The organism is Nocardia sp. CS682 (genome assembly GCF_004634405.1).
In the GTDB taxonomy this organism is placed as follows: Bacteria; Actinomycetota; Actinomycetes; order Mycobacteriales; family Mycobacteriaceae; genus Nocardia; species Nocardia ninae.
Window position 1 is genome coordinate 8,000,533 of the sequence record NZ_CP029710.1, and the last position, 17,151, is coordinate 8,017,683.

Annotated in this window: 9 protein-coding genes; 6 read left to right on the forward strand and 3 right to left on the reverse strand. The window is 68.1% G+C overall.

Annotation, left to right across the window (positions count from 1 at the left end; all coding sequences use genetic code 11):
* Positions 1–13: 13 nt before the first annotated feature.
* Positions 14–1,477, reverse strand: coding sequence for an amidase (locus tag DMB37_RS36235; RefSeq protein ID WP_135236551.1), 1,464 nt, complete (start codon positions 1,475–1,477; stop codon positions 14–16).
* Positions 1,478–1,991: 514 nt separating this feature from the next.
* On the opposite strand from DMB37_RS36235, the gene DMB37_RS36240 reads away from it, so the two are divergent.
* On the forward strand, positions 1,992–3,311 hold the full coding sequence (locus DMB37_RS36240) for an MFS transporter (RefSeq protein ID WP_135236552.1): 1,320 nt from the start codon (positions 1,992–1,994) through the stop codon (positions 3,309–3,311).
* Positions 3,312–3,390: 79 nt separating this feature from the next.
* On the opposite strand, the gene DMB37_RS36245 is transcribed toward DMB37_RS36240, so the two are convergent.
* Positions 3,391–3,849, reverse strand: a complete 459-nt coding sequence (locus tag DMB37_RS36245) for a PaaI family thioesterase (RefSeq protein ID WP_135236553.1) — start codon at positions 3,847–3,849, stop codon at positions 3,391–3,393.
* A gap of 903 nt (positions 3,850–4,752) precedes the next feature.
* Here DMB37_RS36245 and DMB37_RS36250 point away from each other — a divergent pair.
* The 4 genes from DMB37_RS36250 to DMB37_RS36265 all read left to right on the forward strand — a co-directional run bounded on the left by DMB37_RS36250 (position 4,753) and on the right by DMB37_RS36265 (position 14,847).
* The gene (locus DMB37_RS36250) at positions 4,753–9,870 is read left to right on the forward strand and encodes a hypothetical protein (protein ID WP_135236554.1); all 5,118 of its coding nucleotides are present in this window, start codon (positions 4,753–4,755) and stop codon (positions 9,868–9,870) included.
* A 50-nt stretch (positions 9,871–9,920) separates the two neighbouring features.
* Positions 9,921–10,445: a hypothetical protein gene (locus DMB37_RS36255; protein WP_135236555.1), complete on the forward strand. Its 525-nt coding sequence runs from the start codon at positions 9,921–9,923 to the stop codon at positions 10,443–10,445.
* A gap of 26 nt (positions 10,446–10,471) precedes the next feature.
* Positions 10,472–10,732, forward strand: a complete 261-nt coding sequence (locus DMB37_RS36260; RefSeq protein WP_135236556.1) for a hypothetical protein — start codon at positions 10,472–10,474, stop codon at positions 10,730–10,732.
* Between the two features lie 296 nt (positions 10,733–11,028).
* Positions 11,029–14,847 (forward strand): WD40 repeat domain-containing protein, encoded by a 3,819-nt coding sequence (locus DMB37_RS36265; RefSeq protein WP_135236557.1) that lies wholly within the window; start codon positions 11,029–11,031, stop codon positions 14,845–14,847.
* Between the two features lie 99 nt (positions 14,848–14,946).
* Here DMB37_RS36265 and DMB37_RS36270 read toward each other — a convergent pair whose 3' ends face one another.
* Positions 14,947–15,816 (reverse strand): LysR family transcriptional regulator, encoded by an 870-nt coding sequence (locus DMB37_RS36270; RefSeq protein WP_135236558.1) that lies wholly within the window; start codon positions 15,814–15,816, stop codon positions 14,947–14,949.
* Positions 15,817–15,918: 102 nt separating this feature from the next.
* Here DMB37_RS36270 and DMB37_RS36275 point away from each other — a divergent pair, with 102 nt between their 5' ends.
* Positions 15,919–17,148 carry an NAD(P)/FAD-dependent oxidoreductase gene (locus tag DMB37_RS36275; RefSeq protein ID WP_135236559.1) on the forward strand — a complete coding sequence of 410 codons (1,230 nt, stop codon included), beginning with the start codon at positions 15,919–15,921 and terminating at the stop codon, positions 17,146–17,148.
* Positions 17,149–17,151: the final 3 nt, after the last annotated feature.

Below are 17,151 nucleotides of genomic sequence, written 5' to 3' on the forward strand. Positions count from 1 at the left end.
ACACGGACACGGCCTATGGGTTGCCGCCGGTCGGTGCCTGGAAGCCGCCGATCTGCTGCTCGAGCAGTTCGGCCAGCCGCAGCGGCGTGCGATCCTCGAACATCGGGCCGATGAGCTGCACGCCCACCGGCAAACCCTCGGGGGACCGGCCCGCGGGGATGGCGGTGGCGGGCAGGCCGGGCATGGTGGCCACCCCGGCCCACACGAGCTGATCGAAGTACGGGTAGCCGACGCCGTCGATATCGATCCGCCGTTCCTCTATAGCCGCGCCTTGGTCGTGGGGGAACGCGGGGGTGGGCGTAATCGGGCACACCACCGCATCGAACTCGCCGAAGAGCTGACGCCAGCCCTGGCGGTGCAGTTCGCGACGGTTGTTCGCCTCGATCCACTCGCGATGACTGAACACCATGGCGCGGAATCGCGCCGCATCGAGACTCTGGTCCTGCGCACTCAATCCGGCGGCGTGGTGCACCAGCTGCTCATACGCCTCGGCGGTATGGCTCGCAGCTACGTTCGCCATCAGCAACTGCATGTAGAGCGTCGCGGCTTCGGTCAGATCGGGCAGCAGCGTACTGTGCCGTTCGACGCGGGCGCCCGCCTCCACCAGCGCGTCGGCGACTCGGCGCACACCCGCTCGCACAGCCGACCCGGTGGGAATGGCCGGATGGTCGTCGAGGACCAACACCCGGAAGTCGCGGAGCCGGTCGTGGCGCGTGGGTGGCAGCGTCAGGTCGTAGGCCACACCGAGGGTCAGCGGGTCCGGTCCGGCCATGACGTCGAGCAGGAGCGTGAGGTCGCGGGCGGTGCGTGCCATCGGGCCGACGACGGCGAGGTCCAGCTCCACCGGCAATGCCGCCGCGGGCGGCGCGACCATGCCGCGAGTCGAGGCCAGCCCGAGGGTCGGCTTGTGTGCGTAGACGCCGCAGAAATGCGCGGGCGTGCGCAACGAACCGCCGATATCCGAGCCGATGGACAGCGCGCCGAAGTCGGAAGCCAAGGCCGCCGCGGAGCCGCCGGAGGATCCACCCGCTGTGCGAGTGTGATCCCACGGGTTGTTGGTGGTGCCGTAGATCTCGTTGAAGCTCTGGATATCTCGCAACGTGTGCGGCACATTGGTTTTGCCGAGAATCACCGCGCCTGCGGTCCTGAGCCGCGACACCTGTACGGCGTCTTCGGTCGGCAGATAGTTCCGGTGCTGCGGCATGCCCCAGGTGGTGGGCAGTCCGGCCATGTTGTACGACTCTTTGACCGTCACCGGAATACCGAGCAACGGTTGATCTTCGCCGCGGGCGCGCGCCTCGTCCGCAGCGCGGGCGGCTTTGCGCGCCTGATCGAAGTCCGGCACGCAGATGGCGTTGATCAGCTCGTCGTCGCGTTCGATACGAGCGATCGCCTCGTCGGTGAGTTCCACCGACGTCACCTCACCCGCACGCAACGCCGCCAAAAGCTGTTCTGCCGCAATAAAGTTCCACTCCATGAATTCGACCATACCGGCCTTTTTCGGATGCCGGGCTCGCGTAAGTCGTTGACATTCACCGGGAATTCTGGCCGGGTCGCATTTCGATTGTCAAGGCCGCGGGTCCGTGACGCCACCGATGGCTTGTCGCCGCAGGTCAGAGCCATCTGACGAGAGTTGATCGCCATTACGCAGGCCATGAAATATGGCTGCGCGCAACGGGATGCATGTCTCAATTCTCCTGATTCGCCGCTCTGTTGCGCTTGTTGTTCGGAGTTCAAAAGATCAAAGGGCTTTCATATCGCGTGGGCATTATCGAAGGCAATGTGCAAATCGCGGTGCGTACTCGTCACCACATTGCGCACACAGCCGTTGTCCGTTCGCTCGATGCTGTCGCCATCAGCGACCGAGAATGTGTCCACCGGCAGCGGGACCACCCCCGTTGAGGGGTAGTCGACGAGTGACCTGCATCACTATGGTCCCACTCACCCCGCGTCCCGCCTGGACAGCGCAGGGTGCACGAGATGAGGAACGTATGAAAAGACTGTCGCCAGAACGGACAACGGTGACGACGAGCCGCACCAGTGTGCGGCGGGTGGCCATCGCCAGCTGTATCGGCACCACCATCGAGTTTTATGACTTCTTCATCTACGGGACCGCGGCGGCGCTGGTATTTCCGAAGGTGTTCTTTCCGGCGCTCGGATCGACAGCGGGCACCGTCGCCTCGTTCGCAACTTTCGCTGTCGCCTTCGTCGCACGGCCGGTGGGCGCCATGGTCTTCGGGCATTTCGGGGACCGGATCGGGCGCAAGAAGACCCTGGTCTCCACGCTTTTGCTGATGGGTGTCTCCACCTTGCTGATCGGCCTGCTCCCCGGGGCGGCCACCATCGGCGTCGCGGCACCGCTGATCTTGGTGCTACTGCGCTTCGGTCAAGGCTTCGCCGTCGGCGGCGAGTGGGCCGGTGCCACTTTGCTGACAGCCGAGTACGCACCGGCAGGAAAACGCGGCCTCTATGCTATGTTCCCGCAGGTCGGACCCGCTTTCGCCTTCGCGCTTTCCAGCGCTACCTTCCTGATCACCGGCACGCTGTTCGGTGATACGAACGACGATTTCCTGAACTGGGGCTGGCGGATCCCGTTCGTCTTCTCCATCGTCCTGGTCGGTATCGGATTGTATGTGCGGCTGGCGATCGACGAGACCCCCGTGTTCCGGGCGAACGCGTCCCAACGCGCACTCGACCCCGAACCCGCGCGCTTGCCGTTCCTCGAAGCCTGGCGGTTCCAGACCAAGGAAATCCTGCTTTCCGCAGGCGCGCTGGCCATTCTGTTCGCCTTCTTCTATATGGGCACCGCATTTCTGACCAGTTATGGCACCAAGACCCTCGGCTTCAGTCGCCCGTTCGTGCTGACCGTCGGTATCGCGGCCGCGGCGGTATTCGGTGCGGCGATCGTCTTTTCGGCCCTGTACTCGGACCGGCTCGGTCGCCGGTTGGTCATCATGGTCTCGTCCGGACTCGCGGTGGTCTGGTCATTGGCGCTGTTCCCGCTGCTCGACAGCGGTTCTCGTCCCGCCTTCGTGATCAGTGTGCTGACCACTCTGGCGATCTTCGGTGTCGCGTACGGGCCGTGCGGGGCGCTGTTGCCGGAGATGTTCCAGACCCGCTACCGATACACCGGAGCCGGGCTCGGCTACAACTTGGCCGGTGTGCTCGGCGGTGCGATTCCGCCGCTGATCGCCACACCGCTCGCGTCGGCCTACGGCAGCAATGCGATCGGTTACATGATGGCCGGACTGGCGCTGGTGAGTTTCTTCTGCACCAAGGCGTTGGTGGAGACCAAAGACAGGGCGTTGTAGTCGGATTTCGACGGAGCGCCGCCTAGGTCGAGGGGTGACCCGCACCTGATTCACGTCGGGTGCGGGTTTTTCCCTGTGGTTACTGTTCGGGGCGCGCGGGGAGACAGATCAGGGTCTGTTGTCCCGTTGCGATGAGTGATCGCTCGTCCCCCCGCACGGCGAATACCTCGAGTTGGCAGACGGTCAGGGTGCGTCCGGGTTTGAGGACCGTGCCGACGGCTTCGAGGTGATCGCCGGACGCAGGTGCGAGGAGGTTGATTTTGTATTCGACGGTGAGCACCGTGGTGTCATCCGGGAAGAGGGTGAAGGCCGCGTAGCCGCCCGCGCTGTCGGCGATCGCGCTGGTCGCGCCGGCGTGGATGTATCCATGCTGCTGGGTCACCTCGGGGCGGTGGGGGAGCAGGATATGCACGCGCCCCGGTCCGATATGCCCCAGTTGCGCGCCGAGATGCCGCATCAGACCCTGGCGGTCGAAGCTGGCTTGGATCCGGGAGCGGACCTCCGGGTCGGCCTGATCGAACTGCTCCTGGAGGTCCATCGGTCTCCTCGCTCGGCCTGCTGACCGGTCTGTTGTCGCGGTCAGGACCCTTGTGTCGCCAACCCGGTTTGCGCGAGCGTAGCAGTGAAAATTTGACGCTTCAGTGGGGTCGTCGCGGCGGGGCACGGAGTCGCGGCGGGTGCGCTGGATCGCCGGATCACACTGCGCGGGTGAGTGGCGAACGGGCTCTGATGCGTGGTTCAGATCTCTCGATGATTGTCGATGGGCGGCTTCGATGAATGTTGCTGGGAGATCGCTGACGCGGTTACTCGACAGTCGCATTGCCTATGTCGGTGGTGAATGTCAAGGGCTTCTGTGTCAGTTTTTGGTTACGAAAATCCGCGTGGGATTAGTCGTCCATACGCTTTGAACTGCGAGGATATGAAATCTGCCCCGTTTGCTGGTTGACGCGGTTTGCTCGGCGGTCCGACTCTGGTCGCATGAACATCGCCAGCAGTTGCAAGCTATTAGCTGTGATGTGTCTGCCGACCATCGTCTGCTCCGCGTTCGTCTCGGGCATGGCCGCGGCCGACCCGCCGCCCGCCGGATGTAGCTCCGACTACGCGGTGCCGAACCAGCTCACGATCACTTGTGAACCGGGGGCGGGGGTCGGGCAGCACGCGTACATCAGGTGCCGCGATATCGGCGGCGTACTGCATACCCGAATCGGGACCACTGTGGGTGCTAACGGCGGGTGGTCCCGGGCGGTGTGCGCGACCGGTGAATACGGCCCGGTCTGACCCGCCAACTCCTTTTCGTTCAGCGAGCTCGCTCCGAGCTCGGCATGCCCAGTCCCTCTCGGCTGGGTCCTCGCTGCATTCCTGTTCGAGCGAAAGGTTCCTCATGTCGGTAACTCACGAGCGTTCCAGGACCACCAAACAAGGTGCAAAGCATCGCAAGGTAGTGAAACGGAATCGTCGCGGCCTGTATGCGGCGGCGGCGTTTGCCTCGCTGGCCACCGTGATGGTGTCGGCCGGCCGGGCGACGGCGGAAGCGCCCGCGTTTCCGCCGATCCCGGCCAACCCGGGTGAGTTCGTCCCCGGTTTGAACTCCGCTGTGCCCGGTCTCGGGGACGCGGTCGGCGGTGCGATCACCGAGTTCGGCGGAGCTGTTCCGGACATCGGCGCGGCCGTGCCCGAACTCGGCAACGTCGCAACCAATTTCGGTCCCGCCGGGCAGGACATGGTGGATCAGGCGCTGAACGCGCTGGACAATGTCACCGCGGGCACTCCGGCCGAAAACGCGGGGAGCATGATTCGCGGGTTCACCACACCAGCGGCGCCGCCCGCCGCCCCGCCGGGACCTGCCGCTTCGGTACCCGGCGCTACTCCGGCGGCCAGCCCCCTCGGCTTCGTTCCCCCGCAGGTCACCGAACTGGCGGCCGTTGCGGAACAGGTCATCAGCACCGGTGTCGACCTACAGCAGTTGGCCGGTTGGGCCGACCAGACCTTCCCGAGTGGCCCGCTGCGTGGGCCCGTCGAAGACATGCTCGCCTTCGTCAACCAGGCGATCGAACAGGCGGGTACACGCCGGGACCCGATCAGCTCGCCGATCGAAGACCTGATCAACCAGGCACAGACCCTGTTCGACTTCCCGAAGGACGGGCCGAACCCCACCCAGGCGTTGCGCGATCTGCTCAAGCCGATGCTCGGGCAGACCGTGGGTGGCGCAGATCCGTTGCAGGGCTTGGCCGACGGGATCAGGCAGCTCATCGCGGATCCGGTCGGCTCGCTGAACACCGCGCTCGCGCCGGTGCTGACCGAAATCCGCAACCTGGTGCTGGATAGCGGGTTGATCAACAGTCGCCGTGCGGCGGCCTTGCCGCTGCTGGCGCTGCCGGTGCTCGCCGCGGTGGTGATCGTCGGCGTTGTTGCCGCGCTGGCGGTCGGTGCCGTCGCGCTGCTGGCCGCGCCGTTGATCATCGGTGCTCTGCTGGTCGGCGGCATCGTGCTGGCCGCGGTGGCCCTGCCCGTGCTGATTGTGCTCGGAGTTGTGCTGGCTGTTGTCGCGCTGCCGGTTCTGGTGGTGCTCGGCGGGATCGCGCTCGCGGCAGTGGCGTTGCCTGCGCTGGTCGTGCTCGGTCTGGTCGGGCTCGGCCTTGCCGGAATCGTGACGCTGGGCGCGCTGGGTCTTGCCGCGGTGGCGACGGTGGCTGTGCTCGGCTTCGCCGCGCTGGTGGTCGTGCTGACGCTGTGGTGGACCGGGCCGATCGCGTTGATCGCACTCGCCGCGCTCGCGCTCGTCGGCGTCGTGACCCTCGGTGCGCTGATCCTGGCCGCGGTCGTCGCGCTCACGGTGTTCGCCGTGGTGGAGACGATCGCGTTGGCCGCGCTCGCGTTGGCCGCGGTGATCGTGATCGGTGCGGTCACCTTCACTGCGTTGGCTGCGCTCTTCGCGTTGGGATTGCCTGCGGCGATTGCGCTCGGTGCCATCGCGCTCGGGGTCGCGGCCACGCTCGGAGTGCTGGCGCTTGCCGCGGTGATCGTCTTCGTGGTGCTGGGTTGGACAGGGTTGCCCGCGCTGCTCATCATCGGCGCCATCGCTGCGGTCGCGGCGATCGTTGTCGCGGCGGGTGTGGTGGCCGCGCTGACCGTGGTGGCCGCGTTCGTTGTCGCGGCGGTGGTCGCGCTCGCTGCCCTCGCTGTGGGTGGTGTGATCGCCCTTGCGGCACTGGCTTTCGCTGCGCTGGTCGTGATCGCGGTCTTCGGCGGACCCGCGCTGCTCGCATTCGGCGCAGTCGCCGCGGTAGTCACCTTGGCCGCAGTGGCGGCACTGATCGCGCTCGCTGTCGTCTCTGCACCGTTCGTACTCGCCGCTCTCGCGATCGCCGCGGTGGTCGCGCTCGCTGTGGTGGCGCTGCCGGTGATTGCGGCGCTGGTTGTCGGCGCCGGAGTGCTTGCTGTGCTTGCCGCACCGTTCGTACTGGGTGCGCTCGCTATTGCCGCCGTGGTCGCGCTTGCGGTATTGGCACTGCCGGTGTTGGGGGTGATTGCGGCGCTGGCGGTCGGTGCAGTGGCACTCGCAGTGCTTGCCGCGCCGTTCGTGCTTGGTGCGCTTGCGATCGCCGCTCTGACGCTGCCTGCGTTGATTATCTTGGGCGCGTTGGCAATAGGCGCTGTTATCGGGACGTTGGCGTTGCTTGCCACCGGTGCGGCTGTGCTTGCCGCGCTGGCTGTGGTTGCGGCACCTGTAGTGCTCGCGGTGCTGGCGGTGGGTGCTGTTGTCGGGATCGGGGCGCTGATTGCCGCGGGCGCGGTTGCGCTGACGGCGTTGGCGCTCGGTGCGGTCGCGCTGGCGTTGGTGGCAGCGCCGGTTCTGCTCGGCCTCGGGGCCGTCGCACTGGCGACGCTGGGTGTGGTCGCTGCGGTAGTGCTCGGTGCGCTCGGGTTGGGGCTGGCCGGGACGGTGACCCTCGGTGCGCTGGCGCTGGCCGGTGTGGTGACCACTTTGGTGCTGGCCTTCGCCGCGGTCGCTGTCGTGCTGCTGCTCGGTTGGACGGGTGTGCCCACATTGATCGCGCTCGCGGCCATCGGTGTGGTCGGCGCGGTGGTACTCGGTGCGCTCGCCCTCGCCGCGGTGATCGCGTTGACCGTCTTCGGTATTGCGAACGCGATCGGTCTGGCCGCGCTGGCGTTGGCCGCCGTGGTCACGGTCGTCGCGGCGACCCTCACCGGATTGGCCGCACTCGGTGCGCTCGCCCTCGGCACCGCCGTCGCTCTCGGCGTACTGGCGCTCGGTGCGGTGGCAGTAGTGCTGCTGGCGGGCTGGACCGGAATTCCCGCGCTGGTCGCCCTAGCCGCCATCGCAGTGGTGGCGGCGATCGTGGTCGCCGCCGCGGTGACCGCTGCGGTGGTCGCCCTCGCCGGACTCGCCGTCGGCACGCTGGTCATCCTGGCCGGCCTGGCCTTCGCCGCGCTCGTCATCACCGCTGTATTGGGCTCACCCGTCCTGGCCGCACTCGGCGGTCTGGTCACCGCGGTCGCCCTCGCTGCGCTCGCGGTGCCGATCGTGCTCGGCGGCCTTGCCCTTGCCGCGCTGGCTCTGCCTGTGCTGGTTGTGTTGGGCGCGTTGGCAATTGGCGCAGTAATCGGAACGCTCGGATTGCTCGCCACGGGTGCGCTCGCTCTCGCCGCGCTGGCTGTGGTTGCGGTGCCGGTGTTGCTGGCGGTGGGTGCTGTTATCGGGACGGGCGCGCTGCTGGCGGTCGGCGCGGTCGCGCTGGCGGCTGTGGCGTTGCCGGTGCTGATCGGGCTAGCTGCGCTGGCGTTGCCGGTGCTGCTTGTGTTGGGCGCGTTGGCGATTGGCGCGGTCATCGGAACGGGCGCACTGCTTGCTACGGGTGCTGCCGTTCTGCCGGCGCTGGCTCTGCTAGCGGTACCGGTTGTCCTCGGTGTGCTCGCTGTGGGTGCTGTTATCGGGACAGGCGCGCTGCTGGCGGTCGGCGCGATCGCGCTGGCTGCGCTGGCGTTGCCGGTGCTGCTTGTGTTGGGCGCGTTGGCGATTGGCGCGGTTGTCGGGACAGGTGCGCTGCTTGCCACGGCTGGGCTCGCTCTCGCCGCGCTGGCTGTGGTTGCGGTGCCGGTGTTGCTGGCGGTGGGTGCTGTTATCGGGACGGGCGCACTGCTGACCGTCGGCGCGATCGCGCTGGCGGCTCTGGCGTTGCCGGTGCTGGTTGTGCTGGGCGCGTTGGGTATTGGTGCGGTGATCGGGACGGGCGCTCTGCTTGCTACGGGTGCTGCCGTTCTGTCGGCGCTGGCTCTGGTAGCGGCACCGGTTGTGCTCGGTGTGCTCGCGGTGGGTGCGGTGCTCGCGGTTGGCGCGCTGCTGGCAGTCGGCGCGATCGCGTTGGCGGCCTTGTCGTCGCCGGCGCTGATCGGCCTTGCTGCGCTGGCCTTGCCTGTGTTGATCGCGTTGGGCATCGGTGCGGTAATCGGGACACTCGCATTGCTTGCCACCGCCGCGGCCGCCGCGCTCGGTATTCCGGCAGCCGTTGTGTTGGGCGCCTTGGCTTTCGGTGCGGTTGCCGTGGCTGCGGCACTGGCTCTGCCGGGCCTCGTGGCACTGGGTGCACTAGGTGCGGCCGCAGCCGCTGTGGCTGCCGCGCTTGCCGCGCCCGGGCTGATCGCGTTCGGTGCGTTTGCGCTGGCCGTCGCCGTGACGATTGCCGTGCTGGCGGTGGCGACGCCGCTGGTGTTGGGGGCGTTGGCGGTTGGTGCGGTGCTGACGACGGTCGCGCTGCTGACCGCGGGTGCGGTCGCATTGGCGGCGCTCACTATTGCGCCTCTCGTGGTCGGGGCCATTGCGCTCGGCGCGGTTGTCGCGTTGCTCGGTGCGGGTGGCTTGCTTGCGCTGGCGCTTGCGGCCCTGCCACTGCTGGCGATCGCCGCTGTGGCGGCTTCGGTGTTCGCGGCCGGTGCGGTCGCGGTGGCGGTGATCGGGCTGCCGCTGGTCGCCTTGGGAGTGCCTGCGGCACTGGCGGTTCTGCTGACGCTCGCACTGCTGGCGACGCTGTTGACGATAGCGGTGCCGGTCGGCGCCGCTGCCGCACTCGGCGCGGCCGCGCTGGCGGCGGTGGTGGGCGGCGCGGCGCTGGTCGGCGGGGCGGCACTGCTCGGTGCTCCGTTGCTGCTGGCCGCGACGGCGACACTGCTGCTGGCCGGTGGTTTCCTGCCGCTGGTGGTCCTGCTGCCGCTGCTCGTGCTGGCGGTCATCGTGGTGGTGCCGCTGGTCGGGCTGTCGATCCCGGATGTGAAGTCCTACCTCATCTCCGCGATCCGGGCCTGGCGCGACCAGAACACCGAGCGCGGGGATTCCGACAGCGGCATGACCCCGACCGGAACCCAGTTCCTCGACGACATCCCGGACACCGCGAGCCTCGAGGATCTGATCGCCTCGTTGCAGCAGGCGTTGGCCCCGCAGCGCGCGGCGGCCGAGGCCGAGATCCCGCTGGTCGGCATCGGTGCGGCGGACGGGCGCACCACCAACCAGGACGACCGTCGTCTGATCACGGTGTCCGTATGAGCACGCACAGCACCGAAACTCTCTCTCCTACAACGAACTCGGAGTCAAAGATGAACCCTGAGACGAACAATGCCGAAGCCGGCTTCGATACCTCCGACCCAGCCCTGCACCTGGAGTATCTCTACGGCCCGCAGTGGCGTGATGTGGTGCGGATCGTCGAACGCGCCGCCCAGCTCACCCCCGACGAAATGGCGAAACTCAACGCCAACAAGGACGCCGGGTTCACGGCAGGGCCCTCCGCCAACGAAAGCATCGAGCGGCTGCTGGCGAGCTTCCGCACCTCGACCGCCGACACGCAGACCGCGGCGATCGCGGCCGTGACGGCAAAGGAGTTCGGCCGCACCCGCGCCGTGCAGATCGCGGGACTGATTGCCGGACAGTCGATTACCCCGGCCATCTCGGGCGGTGCCGAAGGTTTCGGTGGGTTGCTCGCCTCGCTCGGTGGGGTAGGGGCGCTCAGCACGATCAACCGAGCGGTCACCGCGGCGGTGCTCGGCGACCTGGTCGGCCGTGGTGACTTCACCAAGGACGTCTACAACGCCCTGATGGATCCCTGGACCGACGCCATCAGCTGATCCCGACCAGCAAAGGAGATTCGATCATGTTCGAGACGAGATCCGCGCCGAGCAGCACCGCCCCCTTCGCCGGACTGCTCGACGCCGCCGCCGCACCGGTCTGCTTCGGCTACTACGAGCAGAACGCCACCGACGACGACACCATCGCCCGCTGTCACGAACCCCGTGTCGGCCCGGTCGGCTGGTGGAACCGGCACCGGCACGTCGGACTGGGCGTCGGCCTGATGCTGGCAGGCACGCTGGGCTTTGTGCCTGCGGTGCAGAACGCAATCCTCATGGGGCTGTAGACAGTCCCATGATGGGCGCGCGAGGCACACCGTGACTGCATCCGCGGTGTGCCTCGTCGTGTCCACCGGCTCGGAGCAAACCGGCTGGTACGATCTGGGTGCCGCTCGACCGGGTGCGCCCGGTGGCGCCGAAAGCGTGCTCGATGGCAAGCAGCCCGAGGACACTCCACTCGGTCGGCCGCAGCACGACCTCGGCTCGGTTCCACAACCCGACACCTCGGTGGAGCACATGCGATTGTCTAGTTCGCTGATCTGCCCACAATTCACAACCCCGCCCCCGCGGCGATAGCCGACCGGTGGACGAGGGCACCGCGCACTCCCAAGGCGGTCCAGCGCCGAGCGGTCCGAGCCGCGCCGAAGGCCGCCGCGTCTTCGCCGCCCGCCTCGGCCGGCTTTTCGCCGCGGCCGGCGCGCCGCCGGTGAAATCGGTGGTCCGCGCCGCGAACGAACAGACCCGTGACGGCGGCCGGGTCACCGCCCAGCGGATCAGCGACTGGCGGCGCGGCAACCGCACGCCAGCCACGTTCGCCTCGATCCAGCCGGTGCTAGAGGTGTTGATCGGGGAGGCGAAGCGTCGTGCCGCCGCCAACCCGCCCGCCGACGCCACCCTGCTGGATCTGGCGCGTTGGCGCGCGGATTGGGAGGCGGCGAAGGTCGAGCCGCCGAGTATCGATATCGGTCGTGAGCCCTTCCGCGGGCTACTGGAGTACCGAACCGAGGACAGTGACCTCTTCTTCGGTCGCGAACAAGCGAAACAACGGCTGCTCCAACTGATTTCCGATGCGGAATCGGGCGGCGGGCCGGCAATGGCTGTCCTGCTGGGTCTTTCGGGTGTCGGCAAGTCCTCACTGCTCGCCGCCGGGCTCCAGGCCACGCCGGGCCCACGGACGTTGATCACCATGACACCCGGCGACGACCCGATGGCCGCACTCGCCGCCGCACTCGACGCGCGGCCACCCGGTCACTGCCTGCTGGTGGTGGACCGTGGCGAGGAGCTCTTCACCCGATGCGGCAATGACGCTCTGCGGCAACAGTTCCTGGCCGTACTGGCGGCACTCGCCGCGCCCGGCGTCGAGCCGCCTACCACCGTGGTCGTCGCGTTCGATGCCGCTCATCTACCCGAAATGCTGCGGTATCCGCTGCTGATGACGGTGCTGCGGGCCCACGCGATGGTGCTCGACCCGATGACCCCGGAGGAACTCCGCGAGGCGATCGTCCGGCCTATCGAGGTCACCGGATTGCGTATCGAGGACGGCCTGGTCGACACGCTGCTGCAGGATCTCGACGCCATCGAACCGCACAGTTCGGTGCGCCTCGCGCTGTTGTCCTTCGCGCTGGCCGCGACGTGGGCCAACCGGCGCGGCAAAACGCTGACGCTGGAGGCCTATCGCGAAGCGGGCGGGTTGGCCCGCGTGAGCGCGGTCGGCGCCGAGAAGTTCTGGTCCCGGCTGACCGATCGGCAACGCGCCGCCGCCCGGCACGTGTTGGTCGCGTTGACGATCATCGGGCCGACCGCGGCGGTGCGCGACCGGATGCCGGTCGAACTGCTCATCGCCGAGTCCGCCGATCCGGAAGCGACGCGCGCGGTCATCGCACGGCTGATTCGCGCGCGAATAATCGTGCAGCGCAACGACGAAGTCGAGGTTGTCCACGATCTGCTGCTGACCGGATGGCCGCGCATGGTCGAATGGTTGTCCGAGGAGAAGGAACTCGCACCCGTCCGCCAGCGCATCGAAGCGGACGCACGCGAGTGGGCCCGCCAGGGTCGGCCGGTGTCGCTGCTCTATTCGCGGACCAGGCTCGAGGACGCGGCCGCGTGGATGCGGCGCACGGATTCCGCGAACCGGCTCGCGAAGGAGTTCGTCGCGGCGGCGTCGGAACAGCAGCGCACCCGCGCCGTGCGGCGGCGGTTGATCTTCGCCGCCGTTGCCGCGTTGACCGTTGTGGCACTGGTGCTTTCGGTGGTCGTGATCGCCCAGCGCGCGTCCGTCGCGCAGGAGCACAAGGACGTCGTGCTCGGCCAGCTGATCGAGGAATCGCAGCGCATCGATGGGGTGGACCCCGGGCTCTCGACCCAGCTCGCCCTGGCCGCATATCGGCTGAGCCCCGATGATCCGGCCGCCCGGGCGCGCCTGCTTGCGATGCAGTTGCTGCCGTTGAACATCGCATCTGTGGCGGCGCACGACGGACTCGTCCGCGGGCTCGCGGTGAGCCCGAACCGGAAGTGGCTGGCCAGTGCGGGCAGCGATGGCCTTATCCGGCTGTGGGATCTGTCGGATCCGCAGGCGATCACCGCGGCCGGGCCTGCGCTGACCGGTCATCGCGGTCATGTCGAGTCTGTGGCGTTCGGTCCGGACGGGCGGGTGCTGGTCAGCGCGGGTAGCGATGGCACAGTGCGGCTTTGGGACATCCACAATCCGGCCGAAGCGGGCAGGTTCGGTGCGTTCGACGCTGGAACGGCCACCACCTCGGTCGCCTTCCTGCCGGACGGTCGCACCGTTGTCGCCGGAGCCGTCGACGGAACACTGAACTTCCTGAATGTCGAGACATCACAGGCTATTCGGCGGCTGGGAGCGCCGGTTGCCGCACACGCCAACGGAATACGATCCCTGATGCTCGCGCCGGACGCCCCGGTCCTCGCCACCGCGGGTGAAGACCGCACCGTCCGGCTCTGGTCGATCGATAACCCCGAGCGGCCGATCCCGCTGGGTGCACCGCTCGACAGCGAAGGTGCCGTGCAGGCCATTGCCTTCGGCCCGGGTGGTCGGCTCGCGGTAGGTACCGGCAATGGGGTGGTGCAGGTGTGGAATGTGTCCGATCCAGCGCTGCCACGGCTGGTCGGCCGGAAACAGACCCGTCCGGTCGCGATCGCCTCGCTGCAATTCTGGCAGGACGGGCGACTGCTCGTCACGACGGACGCCGACGGCGCCGTGCGGAATTTGGATACCAGCCGTCCCGATGGAGTGTCCCCGATCGGGCGGGAGCTGAGTGGCAACAGCGGCACGAACCGGTCGTTCGTGATCGTTTCGGACACCCAGATGGTCACCGCGGGCTGGGACGGACGGATCCGGACGTGGCGCCATGCGCGGGGGAATCTCGCCCTCGCGTTCGCGGGCTCGCTCAGTTCGGTCAGCTTCGATCGGGCGAACAAGGTGCTGGCCAGCGGGCTGCACGACGGACAGATCGCCCTGTGGGATGTCAGCACCCCGTTCGACACCCGGTTGCTGAGCGAGCTGCCCGCAGGCGCACCGCCGGACCGGCGCGGAGCCAAAGTCGCTCTGCGGCCGGATGGTTCGCTGCTGGCTACCGCGGGCAGCGGCGAGGTGCGGCTGTGGGATCTCGCCGATCCGGCGCGGCCGGCCCCGATCGGTGCGCTGCCCGGCGCCGGCCTCGGCGGACCGATCGCATTCAACCCGAGCGGGGACCGTCTACTCACCGGAGTCGACCGCCGATCGCTGCAGCTGTGGGACGTGTCCGACCGACGCCCGCTCGGGCAACTCTCGACCGGATACGACAGTGCCATTGAACTCGCGGCCTTCGCACCCGATGGTCGCTTGGTCGCGGCGGCCGACGAGGACGCGCGAATCCACCTGTGGGACATGGCCCAACCGGGCAGGCCGGTCGCGACCATGCCGGGCAGCCGCGCGGCGATCGTGCGAGCACTGGCCTTCGCGCCGGACGGCAAGACCCTCTTCGGTGCCGACGGCGACGGCATGATCCGCTCCTGGGACATCACCGACCCGGCCCGGATCCGCGAACTCGACGCGATCCGCGCCCACACCGACGCGGTGCGGACCCTGACCATCGACCAGTCCGGCAGCCGCCTGGCCTCCGGCGGTGACGACGGTGTCGCCCGGCTGTGGAACATCGCCGACCCGTCCGACATCGAGCCACTCGGTGACCCGATCGAGGCGAGAATCGGCTCGACGTGGTTCCTGCGCTTCGACCCGCGCGACGAGTCCCGCCTGCTCGGCATCGGCGACCAACTGTCCGCCCTGTGGTACCTGGCACCAGAAGCGGTCGCCGCGGAACTGTGCGACTCCGCCGCGGTCCACGTCGACGAGCAAACCTGGCATGACCTGCTTCCGTCGCTTCCCTACGTGCGCCCTTGCTGAAGGCGGAATATCGGATTGGGAGCTCTTGCTTCCTGCTGTCAAAATATGATGGGCGACAAGCAAACTTGGGGCAGGGGAGTGTGGTCATGGGTCGTCGGCCTACTGTAAGACGGGAGCGCGGTCACGCAGTTTCCGGGCGGCCGCCGACAAATAGGTGTCCGTCCGCCACACCAGGTTCAAGACGCGCTCGCAGCCGGGGTTGTCGACTTCCAGCCAGGCCACCGGGTAGCGGGGCGCCGCCTGCCTCGAACCCGCTGGGACAAGCCCGATTCCGAGCCCGGCGCTGATCAGATCGCCGGTCGCGCCGGGCTCATCCCCCTCGCACGAGATCGACGGTTGCAGTCCGGCTTCGGTGAACAAACGGTCGAGCAAGGTCCGTGGCCAGTAGCCGGGGCGGCAGGTGACGAAGTGCTCGTCGGCCAACTCCGCGACGGTGACTCGGTCGCGTGCGGCCAGCGGATGCGCGAGCGGCACGGCCAATAGCACCTTCTCGCGCCATAATTCGACGGATCGCAGCGCGGGACCGTCCAGCGGTTGCGAAGCGAAGCACAGGTCGACCTCGCGATCGGCGAGCTGTCGCTGCATGGTTTCGGCATTCGACTGGAACAGGCGGACGTCGACGCCCGGATGCTCGGCGCGGAACCGGGCGAGCAAGCCGGTGATGGTCAGCAGGGTCTCCGCGGCGACCGTGACGCGGCCGTGGTCGAGCCCGGCCGCGTCGGCCAATTCGCTACGCGCGTCATCGAGTTCGGACAGCGCACGATCGACCCGGCGCAGGAAGGTCACGCCGAATGCGTTGAGCCGCACCTGCCGTCCCACGCGGTCGAACAGCGGGACGCCGAGTTCCTTCTCCAGCCGCGCGATCGTTCGGCTCACCGACGGCTGCGCCACCATCAACTCCGCGGCGGCCTGACTGATGTGCTCACGCCGGGCGACCGCCTGGAAGTAGCGCAGTTGCAGTAGGTCCATCCGGTTCCTCCGTGTGCCGCCCAGCTGATGCCTTCAGAAGCATGAGTTTATGGCAGAACTGGTCTTGGCAGGCATGAGGCATCCAGGCTTAGCGTTCGAACCATGAACTCCTCGGATCCCCTCGTCATTGTCGGAGCTGGTCTGGCCGGCGCCACCGCTGCCAAGACGCTGCGCGCGGAAGGCTACGCGGGCCCGCTCGTCGTGATCGGCGACGAGCCGCGCCAACCGTACTGGCGGCCGCCGCTGTCCAAGGGCTTGCTGGCCGGATACGCCGAGCCGGAGCACATCGCCGTGGCGCCGCCGCAGGATTGGGCGGACAACGACATCGACCTGCGCACCGGAATCTGTGTGCAGGAGCTGGATCCCGCCGCACGGACGCTGACTCTCGATGACGGTTCGTCGTTGCGCTACGACCAACTGCTACTGGCCACCGGCGGCCGCGCCCGGCAGCTTCCGGGAATGGACGGTGCCCGCACATTACGCACCCTGCCCGAGGCGCTCGCGCTGCGCGCGGAACTGACCGAGCAGCGCTCGCTGCTGGTCGTCGGAGCGGGACTGATCGGATTGGAAGTGGCGGCCACGGCCCGCTCGCTCGGCTGTGAGGTCACCGTCCTGGAAGTCGCCGGCGCACCACTGGGCCGGATAGCACCGCCGTGGCTCGGTGGTCTGTTCGCTGCGCTGCATCGTCGCAACGGGGTGCGGTTCGGCCTGGGTGTGCGGCTGGACCGGGTGATCGACACCGAGGACGGTGTCGTCGCGGTAGCGGAGGACGGGCGCACCAACTGGTCCGCCGACCTCGCCGTCGCCGCGGTCGGGATGGTTCCGGCGACCGGGCTGGCCGAACGCGCGGGCATCGCCGTCAGCGACGGCATCGTCGTCGACGAATGGTGCCGTACCTCCGCGCCGGGAGTCTTCGCGGCCGGTGACGTCACCACGATCGCCCATCCGCTGCTCGGCGGGCTGTACCGGATCGAGCACTACGGCAATGCCATGGAGCAGGCGACCGCCGCGGCGCGGAACATGCTGGGCAACAAGACATCCTACGCACCAGTCCCCTCGGCGACGTCCGAGCAGTTCGGCACACGACTGGAAATTTGCGGGTGGCCGGACGCCGCCGACGTCTACGGCGAGCGAGGCTGCACGGTCCGCGGTGAACCGGGGGACTTGGATTTCTCCGCCCTGTTCTGGAAGGACGACCGCCTGGTAGCGGCGGCGTGCGTCGGCCGCAGCGGCGAATTCGAGCAGTGGCAACGGATCATCCGCGACCACCCTTACACCAAGGTCGACCGCCTCACCGATCCCGCAGTCGACCTGGCCACGATCGTCGGCTGACCG

What these genes read in the sequence shown, in the direction of transcription:
- DMB37_RS36235 (WP_135236551.1), bottom strand. Translation starts at nt 1,477, where the DNA reads ATGGAGTGGAACTTTATTGCGGCAGAACAGCTTTTGGCGGCGTTGCGT.
- DMB37_RS36240 (WP_135236552.1), top strand. Translation starts at nt 1,992, where the DNA reads ATGAAAAGACTGTCGCCAGAACGGACAACGGTGACGACGAGCCGCACC.
- DMB37_RS36245 (WP_135236553.1), bottom strand. Translation starts at nt 3,849, where the DNA reads ATGGACCTCCAGGAGCAGTTCGATCAGGCCGACCCGGAGGTCCGCTCC.
- DMB37_RS36255 (WP_135236555.1), top strand. Translation starts at nt 9,921, where the DNA reads ATGAACCCTGAGACGAACAATGCCGAAGCCGGCTTCGATACCTCCGAC.
- DMB37_RS36260 (WP_135236556.1), top strand. Translation starts at nt 10,472, where the DNA reads ATGTTCGAGACGAGATCCGCGCCGAGCAGCACCGCCCCCTTCGCCGGA.
- DMB37_RS36270 (WP_135236558.1), bottom strand. Translation starts at nt 15,816, where the DNA reads ATGGACCTACTGCAACTGCGCTACTTCCAGGCGGTCGCCCGGCGTGAG.
- DMB37_RS36275 (WP_135236559.1), top strand. Translation starts at nt 15,919, where the DNA reads ATGAACTCCTCGGATCCCCTCGTCATTGTCGGAGCTGGTCTGGCCGGC.